The organism is Pseudomonas sp. TMW22089 (assembly GCF_022496645.1).
Lineage (GTDB): Bacteria > Pseudomonadota > Gammaproteobacteria > Pseudomonadales > Pseudomonadaceae > Aquipseudomonas > Aquipseudomonas paraversuta.
Window position 1 is genome coordinate 98,522 of the sequence record NZ_SCFG01000007.1, and the last position, 18,303, is coordinate 116,824.

Here is an 18,303-nt window from a genome sequence, read left to right on the forward strand (position 1 = left end):
GAGGGCGGGTGATTGCGGGTATCGGGAACAAGAGCTGTTGGTGGCGGTTTGAAAAGCTCGCGAGCAAGCTCGCTCCTACGGAGGGCGGGTGATTGCGGGTATCGGGAACAGGAACTGTTGGTGGCGGTTTGAAAAGCTCGCGAGCAAGCTCGCTCCTACGGAGGGGGGTGATTGCGGGTATCGGGAACAGGAGCTGTTGGCGGCGGTTTGAAAAGCTCGCGAGCAAGCTCGCTCCTACAGGGGAGGGTATTTGAGCGGGCAAAAAAATGCCCCGTAAAAGCCGGGCTTCTACGGGGCATGGGGTGCAACGTTTCAAGGCTTAGCCAACAAGGCTCAGCGTTGCGTGTTGCACCAGTTCAAGCATTGGCTGCGGGTATACACCCAGGATGAATACCAGTGCCGAAATAGCCAGCAGCATGACGCCACCCGCCTTTTGCTCCCAGTTCAGCGGAGCATCGTGACGATGCAGTTTTGGCTCGACCAGGTACAGGGTCACCATCACGCGCAGGTAGTAGAACACGCCGATGGCACTGCCCAGCACCAGGGACCCGACCAGCCACCATTGGTGGGCTTCAACGCCGGTAGCAACGATGTAGAACTTGCCGATAAAGCCGGCAGTCAGCGGGATACCCGCCAGCGACAGCATCATCACGGTCATGACCGCAGTCAGGTACGGACGACGCCAGAACAGGCCGCGGTACTCGTACAGCGCGTCAGCATCACGACCCTTGTACGGCGAGGACATCAGGGTAATCACACCGAATGCACCCAAGCTGGTCAGCACGTAGGTGATCAGGTATACGCCGATGGCTTCCATCGCCATGCCTTTGCTCGCCACCAGGGCGATCAGCAGATAGCCGAAGTGGGCGATGGACGAGTAACCCAGCAGACGCTTGAGGTTGTTCTGGGTCAGGGCCAGCAGGTTACCGAACAGGATCGAAGCAATCGCGATCACGGTCAGTACATCGCTCATCACCCCGGTAGTTGCCGACGGGGTGATCTGGAACAAACGCACCATCACTGCAAACACGGCCACTTTGGAAGCGGTAGCCAGGAAAGCGGCGACCGGAGCCGGAGCACCTTCGTAGACGTCCGGAGTCCAGAGATGGAAAGGCACCAGCGACAGTTTGAACGCCAGGCCGACCAGCATCATGCCCAGACCCAGCTGGGCCAGCGGTGCAGGTACGCCGGAAGCTGCCAGGGCGTGACCGATACCGCTGAAGCTCAGGCTGCCGGCTTCGGCGTAGAGCAAGGCCATACCGAACAACAGGAACGCAGAACCGGCCGCCGACAGCACCATGTATTTGATGCCGGCTTCCAGTGAACGCTTGTTGAAGAAGGCATACGCCACCAGGCCGTACACCGGTACCGATAGCAGCTCCAGACCGATAAACAAGCCGGCCAGGTGTTGCGCGCTGACCAGAACAATGCCGCCGGTAGCGGCCAGCAGCATCAGCAGGTACAGCTCTTCGCGGTTGCCCGGATAGCCGGTGCCGCCTTCGCCCAGATAAGCATGGGCGAGGGTGACGCAGGCCAGGGTGGCGACCAGAATCAGCCCGATGTAGAGATAGGCAAAGTTGTCCATCATCAACAGCGGGGTAACAGCCAGCGGAGCCACTTTCAACGCAGGGAAGATCGACAGCAAGGCCAGGTTAAGACCGGCCACCGAAAGCAGGAAGGTCTGTGAATGGTTGCGCCGCCATGCGATTGCCAGCATCACCACTACAACGGTGAGACTGGTAATCAGCAGCGGCGCAAGCGCGATAAAGTGTTGGATCGTGAATTCCATAGCGCTCTTACCGGGCCGAAGCGAGTTGAGTGAAGGCGGTGCCGATCCACTGCTGCACGCCATGCATGGTCGCAGCCGAGGTATCGAGGAACGGTTGTGGGTATACGCCGATGAACACCAGCAATACCGCCAGACCGAGCACCATGATCAGTTCACGTGCATCCATGCCGGCCAGTACTGCATCCGACTTGGAAGGGCCGAAATAGGCGCGGTGAATCATGATCAGCGAGTAGACCGAACCAAACACCAGACCGGTTGTGGCAATGGCCGTGATCCATGGGAAGCTGGCGAACGAGCCAATCAGGATCAGGAATTCGCCGACGAAGTTACCGGTACCCGGCAGGCCCAGCGACGCCGCAGCGAAGAACAGGCTGATGGCCGGCAGGTAGGCGATCTTGGACCACAAGCCGCCCATTTCCCGCATGTCGCGAGTGTGCAGACGCTCGTACAGTTGACCGCTGAGGATAAACAGCGCGGCTGCCGAAACACCGTGGGCCAGCATCTGGATGACGGCACCTTGCAGTGCCAGCTGGCTGCCGGAGTAGATCCCGATCAGTACGAAGCCCATGTGCGAAACACTGGAGAACGCGATCAGACGCTTGATGTCGGTTTGTGCGAAGGCCAGGAACGCGCCGTAGAAAATCCCGATCAGACCCAGGGCCATGGCAATCGGCGCAAACTCGGCCGAAGCATTCGGGAACAGCGGCAGGGCGAATCGCAGCAGACCATAGGCAGCGGTCTTCAGCAGGATACCGGCCAGGTCCACAGAACCGGCAGTCGGTGCCTGGGCGTGAGCGTCAGGCAACCAGGAGTGGAACGGTACGACTGGCAGTTTCACGGCAAACGCAATGAAGAAGCCAAGCATCAGGATGTACTCGGTAGTGAGTGACATCTTGGTTTTCAGCAACTCGGCGTAGCTGAAGGTAATCACGCCGGTGTTGTTGAAGTTGACCAGCACCAGACCCAGGATCGCCACCAGCATGATCAGGCCGGAAGCCTGAGTGAAGATGAAGAACTTGGTGGCGGCGTAGATACGGGTTTTCTTGCCGTCCGAAGAACTGTGACCCCAGAGCGCGATGAGGAAGTACATCGGCACCAGCATCATTTCCCAGAAGAAGAAGAACATGAACAGGTCGATGGCGAGGAACACGCCAACCACACCGCCCAGGATCCACATCAGGTTCAGGTGGAAGAAGCCCACATGACGCTGAATCTCTTTCCAGGAGCACAGAACGGACAGCACGCCGAGCAAGCCGGTGAGCAGGATCATCAGCAGCGACAGGCCGTCCAGCGCCAGGTGCACGCTGATACCGAAGCGTGCGATCCAGATGTGCTGGAACTCCAGGGCCCAGGTCGGATCGGCGCCGGGCGCCGGTGCAAATGAATAGTTACCCTGGGACCACAGCCAAAGGCCGAGTGCAAGCTCAAGGGACATGGTCAGCAACGCAATCCAGCGTGGCAGGGTAGGGCCGAAGCGCTCACCCAGCCAGCACAGCAGGCCGCCGATAAAGGGGATCAGGATTAGCCAAGGCAGAATCATGACGGGCTCAATTCCTTTCGCAATGTCGAAGGTTCATATCAGACCGCTACCAAAACGATGGCGCCCATGACCAGTACAGCACCGGCGGCCATAGAAGCAGCGTACCAACGCAGTTGTCCGGTTTCGCTACGGCTCAGGGCGTTATGCCCGGCTTTGGCCATCTTCGGGATCAAACCAATGGTCTGGTCCAGAGGATCTTTGCGCAGCAAGCGGCAGATCAACAGGTAAGGTTTGACGAACAGTTTGTCGTACAGCCAGTCGAAGCCCCACGCGGCGAACCACCAGGCCGTGAGGAAGCGGCCAATGGCGCTGTTGGCAACGTAGGTGACGAAGCGGCGCTTGCCCAGGTACAGCAAGCCGGCCAGCAGGATACCGGCCAGGGCGATGGCGCCCGAAGCGATTTCCAGGCTGTGCTTGGCTTCGCCGCCGGCATGGCCGACGCTTTGTGGCAGAACACCGGCCAGTGGCGGAGTGATCATGGCGCCGATGAAGGTCGACAGTACGATCAGTACCCCCAGCGGCAGCCAGTAGGAAACGCCATGCCCCGGGTGGGCTTCAGTCTTGGCTTCACCGTGGAACGTGATGAAGATCAGGCGGAAGGTGTACAGCGAGGTCATGAACGCGCCGACCAGGCCGGCATACAGCAGTTCGTTGTTGCCGCTGGCGAAGGCCTCCCAAAGAATTTCGTCCTTGGAGTAGAAGCCGGCCGTCAGCAGTGGCAAGGCAGAGAGTGCCGCGCCGCCGACGATGAAGCTGGCGTAGGCCAGTGGCAGTTTTTTCCACAGGCCGCCCATCTTGAAGATGTTCTGCTCGTGGTGGCAGGCAACGATCACCGCACCGGAAGCAAGGAACAGCAGGGCCTTGAAGAAGGCGTGGGTCATCAGGTGGAAGATCGCACCGTCCCATGCACCAACGCCCAGCGCCAGGAACATGTAGCCGATCTGGCTCATGGTCGAGTAGGCGAGGATACGTTTGATGTCGGTTTGTACCAGTGCGGCGAAACCGGCCAGTACCAGGGTCACGCCGCCGACGATACCCACCAGGTGCAGGATGTCCGGAGCGAGGGTGAACAGACCGTGGGTACGGGCAATCAGGTAAACGCCCGCGGTTACCATGGTTGCGGCGTGGATCAGTGCCGAAACCGGGGTAGGACCGGCCATCGCATCTGCCAGCCAGGTTTGCAGTGGCAGTTGTGCCGATTTGCCGACCGCGCCGCCCAGCAGCATCAGGGTCGCCAATACGATCCAGAAGTCACCGGCCTGGAACTTCAGCGGCGCTTGAACCAGCAGCTCCTGAATGTTCAGCGTGCCCAGTTGCTGGAACAGGATGAACAGGCCGATGGCCATGAACACGTCGCCGATACGGGTCACGATAAAGGCTTTGAGTGCGGCATTACCGTTGTTGCGGTTGCTGTAGTAGAAACCGATCAACAGGTACGAGCACAGGCCCACACCTTCCCAGCCGAAGTACAGGAACAACAGGTTATCGCCCAGGATCAGGAACAGCATGCTGGCGATAAACAGGTTGGTGTACGCGAAGAAGCGCGAGTAGCCCTCTTCACCGCGCATGTACCAGGAGGCGAACAGGTGGATCAGGAAGCCGACGCCGACCACCACGCCGAGCATGGTCACCGACAGGCCGTCCAGGTAGAGGGCGAAGTTGGGCTTGAAGCCTTCCACCGACATCCACTGCCACAGCACTTGTGTGTAGTGACCGCCTTCAGGCGGTGCAACGTTGAATTGCCAGATCACATAGGCAGCCACGATGGCCGAGAGGCCAATGGAGCCGACGCCGATCAGGGCCGAGAGGTTTTCGCTGAAGCGTCCACGGGAGAAGGACAGCAGCAAAAAGCCGATCAGGGGGAATACGAAAGTCAGAAAGAGAAGGTTCATCCGCGCATCTCACTGGCAGCATCGATATCAAGCGTGTGGAAACGGCGATACAGCTGCAGCAGGATCGCCAGGCCAATGCTGGCCTCGGCTGCTGCAAGGGTGATCACCAGGATGAACATCACTTGTCCATCCGGCTGCGCCCAGCGTGCACCGGCAACGATGAACGCCAGTGCAGCGGCGTTCATCATGATTTCCAGACTCATCAATACGAAGAGAATGTTGCGACGTACCATCAGGCCGACCAGACCGAGGCAGAACAGGACACCGGCAACGGCCAGACCATGTTCGAGAGGTATTCCTGGCATGTTATTGCTCCTTCGCCTCGTTACGGCCCAAGTGGAACGCCGTCACTGCTGCTGCAAGCAACAGAAACGAGGCGAGTTCGACTACCAGCAGATACGGGCCGAACAGGCTGATGCCCACGGCTTTTGCATCGATGGTGGTTTGACCGATTGCAGCACCGCTCTGATGGGCGAACAGCACGTACAGCAGTTCGGCCAGCAGCAGGGCGGACAAAATGGTCGGTCCGATCCAGATATTGGGCTTGAGCCAGATGCGTTCCTGCTGAACCGAGGCCGGGCCCTGGTTGAGCATCATCACCACAAACACGAACAGCACCATGATGGCGCCGGCGTAGGCGATCACTTCCAGCACACCGGCAAACGGTGCGCCAAGGCTGAAGAACGTCATCGCCACGGCAATCAGCGAAATAATCAGGTAGAGCAGGGCATGCACGGGGTTGGTGTTGGTGATCACACGTAACGTGGACACTACAGCGATACCCGATGCGAAATAGAAAGCGAATTCCATCGTTCTTCCTTAAGGCAGCAAGCTCTTCACGTTGATCGGCTCGGCTTCGTTCTGGGCAGCGCCTTTCGGCTTGCCCTCAACGGCCATACCCGCAACACGATAGAAGTTGTAATCAGGGTTCTTGCCGGGGCCGGAGATCAGCAGATCTTCTTTCTCGTACACCAGGTCCTGACGTTTGAACTCGGCCATCTCAAAATCCGGAGTCAGCTGGATTGCGGTGGTCGGGCAGGCTTCCTCACACAGGCCGCAAAAAATGCAGCGTGAGAAGTTGATGCGGAAAAACTCCGGGTACCAACGGCCATCTTCGGTTTCGGCTTTTTGCAGCGAAATGCAGCCCACCGGGCACGCTACGGCGCACAGGTTGCAGGCTACACAGCGCTCTTCGCCGTCCGGGTCGCGGGTCAGGACGATCCGCCCGCGATAACGCGGTGGCAGATAGACCGCTTCTTCCGGGTATTGCAGCGTGTCACGCTTGCGGAAGGCATGGCCAAACACCATCACCAGGCTGCGAAGCTGGGTGTAGGTGCCATGCACGATGTCAAACAGATACTTGAACATGGGTCTCTATCCTCACTGAACCGCGCCGGCGGGCGTGTTCAACAACACGACTGCGGCGGTTACCAGCAAATTGATCAGGGTCAGCGGCAGGCAGAACTTCCAGCTGAAATCCATCACCTGGTCATACCGTGGGCGCGGAATGGAAGCGCGCAGCAGGATGAAGATCATGATGAAAAACGCGGTCTTCAGGGCGAACCAGATAAACGGAATCTGCGGCAGGATGCCGAAAGGCCCGTGCCAGCCACCGAAGAACAAAGTCACCAGCAACGCCGAGATCAACACGATCCCGATGTACTCACCAACGAAGAACATGCCCCATTTCATGCCGGCATATTCAATGTGGTAACCATCGGCCAGTTCCTGCTCGGCTTCGGGCTGGTCGAAGGGGTGACGGTGAGTCACGGCGACGCCAGCGATGAAGAAGGTCAGGAAACCGAAGATCTGCGGAATGATGAACCACATGTTCTGCGCTTGATATTCAACGATGTCGCGCATGTTGAACGAGCCAACCTGGACCACGATGCCCATCAGCGCCAGGCCCATGAACACTTCGTAGGACACGGTCTGGGCCGAGGCGCGCAAGGCGCCCAGCAAGGCGAACTTGTTGTTGCTGGACCAGCCGGCGAACAACACCGCGTACACCGACAGACCGGCCATGGCGAAGAAGAACAGGATGCCGATGTTCAGGTCCGCCACGCCCCAGGTCGGGGTGATCGGGATGATCGCAAAGGCGACCAGCAAGGCGCTCATGGCTACCACCGGTGCCAGGGTGAAAATCACCTTGTCGGCAAACGGCGGGGTCCAGTCTTCCTTGAAGAACATCTTGATCATGTCGGCGGCAATCTGAAACGCGCCGAACGGGCCAACCCGGTTCGGACCGTAACGGTCCTGCCAGAGGGCGAGCAAACGACGCTCGACCCAGCTCAACAGCGCGCCGCAGACCACCACGGCAAGCAGGATGACCACTGCTTTGAGTACCGAGATAATTACGTCGATCACTTCAGGCGTAAACCAGGTCATTGGGCTGCCTCCTGCAAACCGTCAACGGTAAGACCAAAGATCGCAGGCGGGATGCCGGCAAGACCTGCAGGCAATGCCACCAGACCTGAACCCAGCTCTTCATTGATCCGCAGCGGCAGACGCAGGGTCACACCGGCAACGTTCAGGCTGAGCAGAGCGCCGTCATTGACACCCAGACGATCGGCTTCGGCCTTGGCCAGCGCGATGTAAGCCGCCGGAATGCGTTCTTGAACCGGCGCGGCCTTGGAAGAGTTCTCTTCGCTGCCCAGCAGGTGGAAGAACGGCACTACTTGCCAGGTGCCGCGTGCCGGGTTGAATGCGCCCGGAATGCCGGCGAACCAGTTCAGCGAATCACCCTTGCTTTCGATCAGGCGGGTGCCCGGGTCGCCAGCACGGATATGACCACCCACTTCGTCCTGGAACTTGTTCCACGCTTGTGGCGAGTTCCAGCCCGGCGACCAGGCGAACGGCACCTGTTGGCGCGGTTCGACGGAGCCCGAGTAACCTTCCATCGAGAAGGCAAACGCGGTGTCCGGGTCTTGTGGGGTGCGAGGCTCATGCACGCTGATATTGGCGCGCATGGCGGTACGGCCGCTGTAACGCAGCGGTTCGCGGGCCAGTTTCATACCTTTGATACGGAACGCAGCAGAAGGTGCGGCATCAACGATGCGCGCCAACTCTGGAGTGCTCGCAGCAGTGGCCTGAGTCACGTGGTCCAGCAGGGTCCAGTCAACCGGCTTGTTCAGCAGGGTGCTGCGCAGGGCGTGCAACCAGCGCCAGCCTTCGTGAACCAGAATGCTGGCGTCCAGGTAAGTCGGGTCGAACACCTGGAAGAAGCGCTGGGCACGGCCTTCCTGGCTGACCAGCGTACCGTCGCCTTCAGCGAAGCTGGCGGCTGGCAGAACCAGGTCGGCACGGTCGGTGGTCGCGGTCTTTTGATGATCGGCAACGATCAGCACTTTGGCCGCATCCAGCGCAGCATTGACCTTGACTGCATCAACCCGGGTGAACAGGTCGTTTTCCAGCACTACGATGGCGTCGGCTTTACCGTCAGTAACTGCTTGCAGGGCCGCGTCCAGCGATTCGCCACCGAGCATGGCCAGGCCAAGGCTGTTGGCTTCCGGAACGATCAGGCTGATGGAACCGGCCTTTTCCCGCAGGTGCAAGGCTTTGGCGATGTTGCCTGCGGCTTCGATCAGGGCTTTGCAGCCCAGGGAAGTACCGGCAATGATCAGTGGGCGTTTGGCTGCCAGCAGGGTGTTGGCGATGCGTTGTGCCAGCTCCAGGGCTTCTGCATCCAGACCGGCGACGGCAGGCGCGCTGGCGTCGATGGCATGGGCCACGGCGAAACCGATACGGGCCAGGTCATCCGGTGCTGCGTGTACGCATTCTTCGGCAACGTCGTCGAGCTTGGTTTCAGCCAGGCTGGCGATGAACAACGGGTACAGGGCGTGTTGGCCGATGTTTTTGACTGCAGCATCGAGCCATGGCTGTACGCGCATGCCATCGGCCATTTCTTCGGCCTTGCCCTTGACCGATTGACGCAGCGACAGCGCCATACGGGCGGCGGTCTGGGTCAGGTCTTCGCCAAGGACGAAAATGGCGTCGTGATCTTCGATCTCGCGCATGTTCGGCACTGGCAGCGGGCTGTCTTTCAGAACTTGCAGCACCAGACGGATGCGCTCCAGCTCACCGGCTTCGATGCCCGAGTAGAAGTGCTCGGCGCCGACCAGTTCGCGCAACGCGTAGTTGCTTTCGAGGCTGGCACGTGGCGAACCGATACCGACGATGTTGCGACCGCGCAGCAGGTCGGCAGCCTTGTCCAGTGCCGCGTCGAGGCTCAGTTTGCTGCCATCGGCCAGCAATGGCTGGCGCGGGCGGTCTGTGCGGTTGACGTAGCCATAGCCGAAACGGCCACGGTCACACAGGAAGTACTGGTTGACCGAACCGTTGAAGCGGTTTTCGATGCGGCGCAATTCGCCATAACGCTCACCCGGGCTGATGTTGCAGCCGCTGGAGCAACCGTGGCAGATGCTGGGTGAAAACTGCATGTCCCACTTGCGGTTGTAGCGCTCGGAGTGGGTTTTGTCAGTGAACACGCCGGTCGGGCAGACTTCGGTGAGGTTGCCCGAGAATTCGCTTTCGAGCACGCCGTCTTCAACGCGACCGAAGTACACGTTGTCGTGGGCGCCGAATACGCCGAGGTCGGTGCCGCCGGCGTAGTCTTTATAGAAGCGCACGCAGCGATAGCAGGCGATGCAGCGGTTCATTTCGTGGGAAATGAACGGGCCCAGTTGCTGGTTCTGGTGAGTACGCTTGGTGAAGCGATAACGGCGCTCGTTGTGGCCGGTCATCACGGTCATGTCTTGCAGATGACAGTGACCGCCTTCTTCGCACACAGGGCAGTCGTGCGGGTGGTTGGTCATCAGCCATTCAACAACGCTGGCGCGAAACACTTTCGCCTCTTCGTCGTCGATGGAGATCCAGCTACCGTCGGTGGCCGGGGTCATGCATGACATGACGATACGACCACGCTTGTCGTTCTCGTCGGTGTACTGCTTGACGGCGCATTGGCGGCAAGCGCCAACACTGCCCAGGGCAGGGTGCCAGCAGAAATACGGGATATCGAGGCCTAGCGACAGACACGCCTGTAACAGGTTGTCTGCCCCATCGACTTCGAGATCTTTGCCGTCTACGTGGATAGTGGCCATGGTTCAAAGGTCTTCGTTGGCCCGGTGTCAGCGGGCGTGGCTAATGGAATCTTGTTATGCGTTCGAAGCAACTCAGCCTTACGGCGTTATCGAACGATCAGAGAGCGGCACGGACCGCTCTCCTTCAGAGCGTTACGCGCCGATAACAATCGGGCGTGCCAGAGGCGGAACTCCGGGTTTTGCTTGCGCAATACCGGCTTCGAACTCTGGACGGAAGTACTTGATCGCGCTGCCCAATGGCTCCACGGCACCCGGTGCGTGAGCACAGAACGTCTTGCCAGGGCCGAGGAAGCCGACCAGACCCAGCAGGGTCTCGATATCGCCGGGCTGACCTTCACCGTTCTCGATGGCCATCAGCAGCTTGACGCTCCATGGCAGGCCATCACGGCACGGGGTGCAGAAACCGCAGGATTCGCGAGAGAAGAACTGTTCCATGTTGCGCAGCAGGGACACCATGTTGACGCTGTCGTCGACGGCCATGGCCAGACCGGTACCCATACGGGTGCCGACCTTGGCGATGCCACCGGCGTACATTTGTGCGTCCAGGTGCTCCGGCAGCAGGAAGCCGGTACCGGCACCGCCCGGCTGCCAGCACTTGAGCTTGAAGCCGTCGCGCATGCCGCCGGCATAGTCTTCGAACAGCTCGCGGGCGGTCACGCCAAACGGCAGTTCCCACAGGCCGGGGTTCTTGACCTTGCCGGAGAAGCCCATGAGCTTGGTGCCCATGTCTTCGCTGCCTTCGCGGGCAATGGATTTGTACCAGTCAACGCCGTTGCCGATGATGGCTGGCACGTTGCACAGGGTTTCAACGTTGTTCACGCAAGTCGGCTTGCCCCATACGCCCACGGCTGCCGGGAACGGCGGCTTGGAGCGCGGGTTGGCGCGACGGCCTTCGAGGGAGTTGATCAGTGCGGTTTCTTCACCGCAGATGTAACGCCCGGCGCCGGTGTGAACGAACAGTTCGAAGTCAAACCCCGAGCCCAGGATGTTCTTGCCCAGCAGGCCCGCAGCCTTGGCTTCTTCGACCGCACGGTTGAGGTGCTTGGCGGCGGTGGTGTATTCGCCACGCAGGAAGATATAGCCACGGTAGGTTTTCAGTGCGCGGGCACTGATCAGCATGCCTTCGATCAGCAGATGGGGCAGTTGCTCCATCAGCATGCGGTCTTTCCAGGTGTTGGGTTCCATCTCATCGGCGTTACACAGCAGGTAACGGATGTTCATGGATTCGTCTTTGGGCATCAGCCCCCACTTCACCCCGGTAGGGAAGCCGGCGCCGCCTCGACCCTTGAGGCCGGCGTCTTTAACGGTCTGGACGATGTCGTCCGTGGCCATGTCGGCGAATGCCTTGCGGGCTGCAGCGTAACCGTCCTTGGCCTGGTACTCGTCAAGCCATACCGGCTCGCCGTCGTCACGCAGACGCCAGGTCAGAGGATGGGTTTCCGGCGACCGCGCGATACGGTTGGCAGGGCCGAAAGAAGTCAGGGTCATGGGTAGCCCTCCAACAACGTGGCGACGCCAGCAGGCTGTACGTCACCGAATGTGTCGTCGTCGATCATCAACGCCGGCGCCTTGTCGCAGTTACCCAGGCAGCACACTGGCAGCAGCGTGAAGCGGCCGTCTGCAGTGGTCTGGCCCAGGCCGATGCCCAGCTTGCTCTGGATTTCGCTGACTACGGATTCGTGGCCACCGATGTAGCAGACCATGCTGTCGCATACGCGAATGATGTGACGGCCCACTGGCTGACGGAAGATCTGGCTGTAGAACGTGGCCACGCCTTCAACGTCGCTGGCGGGGATGCCGAGCATTTCACCGATGGCGTAAAGCGCGCCATCGGGCACCCAGCCGCGTTCCTTCTGAACGATCTTCAGGGCTTCGATCGACGCTGCGCGCGGATCTTCGTAGTGATGCAGCTCGTGCTCGATGGCCGAGCGCTCGGTTTCGCTCAGGGCGAAACGGTCTGTCTGGATAAGCGTGCTGTTCATGCTTAGCGGTCCACGTCGGCCATAACGAAATCGATACTACCCAGGTACGCAATCAAGTCCGCGACCATTTCGCCTTTGATCACCGAAGGGATCTGCTGCAGGTGCGGGAAGCTTGGGGTGCGAATCCGGGTGCGGTAGCTCATGGTGCCGCCATCGCTCGTCAGGTAATAACTGTTGATGCCCTTGGTCGCTTCGATCATCTGGAAGGATTCGTTGGCCGGCATTACCGGGCCCCACGAAACTTGCAGGAAGTGCGTGATCAAGGTCTCGATGTGCTGCAGCGTGCGCTCTTTAGGCGGCGGCGTGGTCAGCGGGTGATCCGCCTTGTACGGCCCGGCCGGCATGTTGCGCATGCACTGCTCGATGATTTTCAGGCTCTGGCGCATTTCTTCGACGCGCACGATGCAGCGGTCGTAGGCATCGCCGTTGGCCGCCAGCGGGACTTCAAACTCGAAGTTCTCGTAGCCGGAATACGGACGCGCCTTGCGCAGGTCGAAATCGCAACCGGTCGAACGCAGGCCGGCACCGGTGACGCCCCATTCCAGGGCCTCTTTGGTGTTGTAGGCGGCGACGCCGATCGTACGGCCACGCAGGATGCTGTTGTCCAGAGCGGCTTTCTGGTACTCGTCCAGACGCTTGGGCATCCAGTCGATGAATTCCTTGACCAGGCGTTCCCAGCCGTTCGGCAGGTCGTGGGCAACACCGCCGATGCGGTACCAGGCCGGGTGCAGACGGAAGCCGGTGATGGCTTCGATCACCTTGTATGCGCGCTGACGGTCGGTAAACGTGAAGAACACCGGGGTCATTGCGCCCACGTCCTGGATGTATGTCCCCAGGAACAGCAGGTGGCTGGTGATACGGAAGAACTCGGCCATCATGATGCGGATGGTGTCTACCCGATCCGGTACCTTGATGCCCGCCAGCTTCTCGACCGACAGCACGTACGGCAGGTTGTTCATCACGCCGCCGAGGTAGTCGATACGGTCGGTGTACGGGATGAAGCTGTGCCAGGACTGGCGCTCGGCCATTTTTTCGGCACCACGGTGGTGGTAGCCGACGTCTGGCACGCAGTCGACGATCTCTTCACCGTCCAGCTGCAGAATGATGCGGAAGGCACCGTGAGCAGAAGGGTGGTTGGGGCCGAGGTTGAGGAACATGTAGTCCTCGTTTTCCCCGGAACGCTTCATGCCCCAGTCTTCGGGTTTGAAACGGGCGGCTTCTTCTTCCAGCTGAACCTTGGCCAGGGTCAGGCTGTACGGATCGAACTCAGTGGCCCGGGCCGGGAAGTCCTTGCGCAGCGGGTGACCTTCCCAGGTCGGCGGCATCATGATGCGCGACAGGTGCGGGTGCCCTTTGAAGTCGATACCGAACATGTCCCAGACTTCACGCTCGTACCAGTTGGCGTTCGGCCAGATACCGGTGATGGTCGGCACGCTCAGGTCACTTTCGGACAGCGCCACCTTGATCATGACGTCGCTGTTACGTTCAAGCGACATCAGGTGATAGAAGACGGTGAAGTCGGCACCCGATGGCAGGCCCTGACGCTTGGTGCGCAGACGTTCGTCCACACCATGCAAGTCGTAGAGCATGACGTAAGGTTTTGGCAGGTTACGCAGGAAGGTCAGTACTTCAACCAGTTTTGCGCGGGTAACCCAAAGCACCGGCATGCCGGTGCGCGTGGCCTGGGCAGTGAATGCCTCGGGGCCAAAACGGGTGTTCAGTTCGACAACCACATCTTGGTCGTCAGCCTTATAAGGCGGGATGTACAGAGCGGAGCCTGTAGTCATGGTTTTTTTATCGCTTTCGGTCAACGTAAAGAATGAAGCCAGTGTCTCGTTCTATTAAAGAAGCAGAGCTGGATCAGACTTCGTCGGGGCTGCGCAGGTTGGTCACCTGAATACGCTGTTCACGGCGCTGTTCCTTTTGTGACGGCATCTCGGCGCGATAAACGCCTTGTTCGCCGACAACCCAGGAAAGTGGGCGACGCTCCTGGCCAATCGACTCTTGCAAGAGCATCAAGCCCTGCAGAAAAGCCTCTGGGCGGGGTGGGCAGCCAGGCACGTAAACGTCCACGGGCAGGAACTTGTCGACCCCTTGAACCACGGAGTAAATGTCGTACATGCCACCGGAGTTGGCGCAAGAACCCATGGAAATAACCCATTTAGGCTCAAGCATTTGCTCATAGAGACGCTGAATGATCGGCGCCATCTTGATGAAGCAGGTACCGGCAATAACCATGAAATCCGCCTGGCGCGGCGATGCCCGGATAACTTCGGCGCCAAAGCGCGCGATGTCGTGGGGCGCCGTGAAGGCGGTGGTCATCTCCACGTAGCAGCAGGACAGACCGAAGTTGTACGGCCACAGGGAGTTCTTACGTCCCCAATTGACCGTATTGTTCAGTACGTCCTCAAGCTTGCCCATGAAGATGTTTTTGTGGACTTGATCTTCTAACGGATCGGAAACGGTTTCCCGTTTGCCGATCGGGTACTGCTCGTTAGGAGCATCCGGGTCGATCCTGGTGAGTTCGTATTGCATCGCCAAAGCCTCATTGTTTCAGCTTGGCCTGCCGCTTACGACGAGCTTCCGGTGCCCAATCAAGAGCACCCACCCGAAATAGGTAGACAAGGCCTGCCAACAGAATTGCTATGAAAACGAGAGCTTCGACGAATCCGGTCCAGCCGCTTTCGCGAACAGACACAGACCAGGCAAAGAGAAAAAGGGCTTCGATATCGAAGATCACGAACAGCATCGCGACCAGATAGAATTTGGCTGAGAGCCGCAAGCGGGCGCCACCGGTAGGTAGCATGCCCGACTCGAACGGTTCGTTTTTGCTGCGACCCCAGGCTTTTGACCCGAGGAGGCTGGAGACGCCGAGCATGAAGGCACAAAGGCCGACAACACCGAGAAGGAAAATGGCAAAGCCCCAGTTGTGGGCTATGAGTCCTGTCGCTTCGGGCATGCTGGTAATCCTTAACAGAGAGCAAAGGTCTCTGAGCTTAAAAAAGAAATAAAGCAGTGACGATATGTCGCAGCGCTATTGATGGCCGGGATTTTATGGCTAAACACCCGGCAAGTAAATTTTCTAAGATGAATTAATTCAATCCTTTAGTGGTAGAGACATCCATAAAGACTGTCCAGGCCACGTTGTACGGGCATTGCAGCGTGTTTTGGTGATTATGTTTGGTGGGGCAACCAATCAACAAAAGCAACTCTAAATGATAATTAATATCGTTTAAGCGCTTGTCTGTCAGGACTCCGCTGCGGGGGTGTGTGGAAGTTGGCTTATATATGTACCGGATGCAAGTTCCGGACTTGGCTTTTTACCCGATTCTTGTTTCCGGGTATGGACCTGGATCAGTTTTTAGTCGATTCAAAAGGTGACGCTGCATGGGCTCGGTGCAGGTGCTGGCTTGCCAGTGACGCTGTCGTGCCGCAAGGAGGCATCGAGGCTGTCGCCGGCCAGCCAGCTTCTGCTGATCAATGGTCAGCAAAAAAAAGCCCCGAACCAGTCGGGGCGTCATGTTCAAGGCATTGCGTGTTTTTCTCGGCAGGTCAGGCAATGTCCCTGTTTCGTTTTTCGGCTGGCAATCAGTGGAACTGTTCTTCTTCAGTAGACCCGGTGAGGGCGGTTACTGAGGACGAGCCGCCTTGAATCACGGTGGTCATGTCGTCGAAGTAGCCAGTGCCCACTTCCTGCTGGTGCGCCACAAAGGTGTAGCCTTTGGCGGCGTCAGCGAACTCCTGCTCCTGCAGCTTCACGTAGGCGGTCATGTCGTTGCGGGCATAGTCGTGTGCCAGGTTGAACATGCTGTGCCACATGTTGTGGATGCCTGCCAGGGTGATGAACTGGTGCTTGTAGCCCATGGCTGACAGTTCGCGCTGGAACTTGGCGATGGTCGCGTCGTCCAGGTTCTTCTTCCAGTTGAAGGACGGCGAGCAGTTGTACGACAGCAGCTGGTCCGGATATTCCTTTTTGATCGCTTCGGCAAAGCGACGGGCTTCGTCCAGATCCGGTTTGGCAGTCTCGCACCAGATCAGATCGGCATACGGTGCGTAAGCCAGACCGCGGGCGATAGCCTGGTCCAGGCCGGCACGTACTTTGTAGAAGCCTTCCTTGGTCCGCTCGCCGGTGACGAATGGCTGGTCGTACGGGTCGCAGTCAGAGGTCAGCAGATCTGCTGCGTTGGCGTCGGTGCGGGCCAGGATGATGGTCGGTGTGCCGGCAACGTCTGCAGCCAGACGGGCTGCGGTCAGTTTTTGCACGGCTTCCTGGGTAGGCACCAGAACCTTGCCGCCCATGTGTCCGCATTTTTTAACCGAAGCCAGCTGGTCTTCGAAGTGAACGCCGGCGGCGCCTGCTTCGATCATGCTCTTCATCAGTTCGTAAGCGTTCAGCACGCCGCCGAAACCGGCTTCGGCGTCAGCCACGATCGGTGCGAAGTAGTCGATGTAACCCTGGTCGCCCGGGTTTTTGCCGGCTTTCCACTGGATCTGGTCGGCGCGACGGAATGAGTTGTTGATGCGCTTGACCACGGTTGGGACCGAGTCCACCGGGTACAGCGACTGATCGGGGTACATGGATTCAGCAGAGTTGTTGTCTGCTGCCACTTGCCAGCCCGACAGGTAGATAGCCTGGATGCCGGCCTTGACCTGTTGTACTGCCTGGCCCCCGGTCAGGGCGCCCATGCAGTTGACGAAATCTTTCTCGGGACGGAAGGACGGGTGTGCGCCCTGTGTCACCAGTTTCCACAGCTTGTCAGCGCCCATTTTTGCGAAGGTGTGCTCGGGTTGAACCGAGCCGCGCAGGCGGACCACGTCAGCAGCGGAGTAATCGCGAGTCACGCCTTTCCAGCGTGGATTTTCGGCCCAGTCTTTTTCAAGGGCTGCAATTTGCTGTTCGCGTGTCAGTGCCATGGAGATAAACCTCGTCGCATAGGTCTGGGTTGAAAAGTAGTTGCTCCACCAGGCACACAACAATGTTGTTAAGCGTGAATGGCTACTCGCTACAGACTCAGAGCCATTTGGGGGCCTCTGATTAGCGGGAGCGGGGCCATCATGCCTCTGCATTTTTACGTCGTCAAATGTTTTGTAGTGCTTTTTTCAAGGCACTACATAATTGCCGAAAAAACGACTTGCCGGTCAGTTTCGGGCCTTTTAGTCGAGAGCGTCTACTTTGACCCGCAAGGTCATGTCATCCGTTCCCAGGGTAGAGTAGGTGCGGGTTCCAGCCTGCTGGCCGGCCATATTCCGGCTATTGCTGCCGGCGAGGGTGATCCACTGACCCAGCGGGCCGCTGACTTGTGTGTCGGTATTTTGAATGTTCACTACATCCGGCTGTTCCTGGCTCATGCGGTCGCGGTTGGCGTTGATCGCCAGGTGTACCGTTTCACCTGTGACAGTGGCGGTCACGTAGAAACCCCGGGTGACATCCCGGTATTCGGTTTGCGTCAGCAGTCGTCCATACGCGTCTGTCTGCGTGCTGGTGAGTGGCACGCTCTGGCCGCTCTGGATAAACGCAGGCACGCCTTCGGTGGTCTGGATCTGCTGGGTGCCGCCATTGCGACTGGCCGTGCTGATTACCCGTGTTGAGCTGCTGGCGTCAGGCAGGTTGTTGTCGCTGGTATCCACGGTGATCAGCAGGCGCCTGGCTGGCTTGTCGAGTTGCGCAAGCAGGTCTTCGAGGTTTTTGATTTTTGAGGCAGAGGCCTCGACGATCAATTGATTGCCGTAGGCGCTGACTTTGCCGTTTTTACCGATAAAGTTCTGTGCGATGGGCAGCAGGTCGGTGCTGGTGCGGTTCTGCAGGGTGATGACCTGGGTATCGGCCAGGGCGCTGATGCTGCACAACAGTGCCAGGCTGGCGATGATGGCGCGTAGGGACATATCCGTTATCTCCGCAATGCTGAAAAGGCATGGAGCGAGTGTGCCAGATAGCAAAACGCCCTGCGATCCGAAGATGGCAGGGCGTTTGGCTGGATCTTTTGCGGGAGCCGGCTTGCCG

At 59.1% G+C, this 18,303-nt stretch carries 15 protein-coding genes; all 15 read right to left on the bottom strand.

Annotated elements, in window-relative coordinates:
* Positions 1 to 319: 319 nt before the first annotated feature.
* Positions 320 to 1,789, bottom strand: a complete 1,470-nt coding sequence (gene nuoN / locus EQV90_RS09425) for an NADH-quinone oxidoreductase subunit NuoN (RefSeq protein ID WP_003446964.1) — start codon at positions 1,787 to 1,789, stop codon at positions 320 to 322.
* Positions 1,790 to 1,796: 7 nt separating this feature from the next.
* Entirely contained in the window at positions 1,797 to 3,329 is a 1,533-nt protein-coding gene (nuoM, locus tag EQV90_RS09430; protein ID WP_003446966.1) for an NADH-quinone oxidoreductase subunit M, read from the bottom strand.
* A 38-nt stretch (positions 3,330 to 3,367) separates the two neighbouring features.
* A complete protein-coding gene (gene nuoL, locus EQV90_RS09435; RefSeq protein ID WP_003446968.1) occupies positions 3,368 to 5,221 on the bottom strand; it encodes an NADH-quinone oxidoreductase subunit L in 1,854 nt (617 codons plus the stop codon).
* Positions 5,218 to 5,526, bottom strand: a complete 309-nt coding sequence (gene nuoK / locus EQV90_RS09440) for an NADH-quinone oxidoreductase subunit NuoK (RefSeq protein ID WP_003446970.1) — start codon at positions 5,524 to 5,526, stop codon at positions 5,218 to 5,220. Before nuoK ends, nuoL begins: the two co-directional genes overlap by 4 nt.
* Position 5,527: 1 nt before the next feature.
* Positions 5,528 to 6,031, bottom strand: a complete 504-nt coding sequence (gene nuoJ / locus EQV90_RS09445) for an NADH-quinone oxidoreductase subunit J (RefSeq protein ID WP_003446971.1) — start codon at positions 6,029 to 6,031, stop codon at positions 5,528 to 5,530.
* A gap of 9 nt (positions 6,032 to 6,040) precedes the next feature.
* The gene (gene nuoI, locus EQV90_RS09450; RefSeq protein WP_003446975.1) at positions 6,041 to 6,589 is read right to left on the bottom strand and encodes an NADH-quinone oxidoreductase subunit NuoI; all 549 of its coding nucleotides are present in this window, start codon (positions 6,587 to 6,589) and stop codon (positions 6,041 to 6,043) included.
* Between the two features lie 12 nt (positions 6,590 to 6,601).
* The gene (gene nuoH, locus EQV90_RS09455; RefSeq protein WP_003446978.1) at positions 6,602 to 7,609 is read right to left on the bottom strand and encodes an NADH-quinone oxidoreductase subunit NuoH; all 1,008 of its coding nucleotides are present in this window, start codon (positions 7,607 to 7,609) and stop codon (positions 6,602 to 6,604) included.
* Positions 7,606 to 10,320 carry an NADH-quinone oxidoreductase subunit NuoG gene (nuoG, locus tag EQV90_RS09460; protein WP_240878026.1) on the bottom strand — a complete coding sequence of 905 codons (2,715 nt, stop codon included), beginning with the start codon at positions 10,318 to 10,320 and terminating at the stop codon, positions 7,606 to 7,608. The genes nuoH and nuoG overlap by 4 nt, the downstream gene beginning before the upstream one ends.
* A 132-nt stretch (positions 10,321 to 10,452) precedes the next feature.
* Positions 10,453 to 11,808, bottom strand: coding sequence for an NADH-quinone oxidoreductase subunit NuoF (gene nuoF / locus EQV90_RS09465; protein ID WP_003446981.1), 1,356 nt, complete (start codon positions 11,806 to 11,808; stop codon positions 10,453 to 10,455).
* Positions 11,805 to 12,302, bottom strand: coding sequence for an NADH-quinone oxidoreductase subunit NuoE (nuoE, locus tag EQV90_RS09470; protein WP_010656198.1), 498 nt, complete (start codon positions 12,300 to 12,302; stop codon positions 11,805 to 11,807). Before nuoE ends, nuoF begins: the two co-directional genes overlap by 4 nt.
* A gap of 2 nt (positions 12,303 to 12,304) precedes the next feature.
* A complete protein-coding gene (gene nuoC / locus EQV90_RS09475; RefSeq protein ID WP_003446985.1) occupies positions 12,305 to 14,089 on the bottom strand; it encodes an NADH-quinone oxidoreductase subunit C/D in 1,785 nt (594 codons plus the stop codon).
* Between the two features lie 73 nt (positions 14,090 to 14,162).
* Positions 14,163 to 14,837 (bottom strand): NADH-quinone oxidoreductase subunit B, encoded by a 675-nt coding sequence (locus tag EQV90_RS09480; RefSeq protein WP_003446989.1) that lies wholly within the window; start codon positions 14,835 to 14,837, stop codon positions 14,163 to 14,165.
* Between the two features lie 10 nt (positions 14,838 to 14,847).
* Positions 14,848 to 15,261, bottom strand: a complete 414-nt coding sequence (locus tag EQV90_RS09485) for an NADH-quinone oxidoreductase subunit A (protein ID WP_003446990.1) — start codon at positions 15,259 to 15,261, stop codon at positions 14,848 to 14,850.
* 629 nt (positions 15,262 to 15,890) lie between these two features.
* Positions 15,891 to 17,216, bottom strand: a complete 1,326-nt coding sequence (aceA, locus tag EQV90_RS09490) for an isocitrate lyase (RefSeq protein ID WP_003446991.1) — start codon at positions 17,214 to 17,216, stop codon at positions 15,891 to 15,893.
* Between the two features lie 240 nt (positions 17,217 to 17,456).
* The gene (locus EQV90_RS09495; protein ID WP_240878027.1) at positions 17,457 to 18,185 is read right to left on the bottom strand and encodes a secretin N-terminal domain-containing protein; all 729 of its coding nucleotides are present in this window, start codon (positions 18,183 to 18,185) and stop codon (positions 17,457 to 17,459) included.
* Between the last annotated feature and the right edge of the window lie 118 nt (positions 18,186 to 18,303).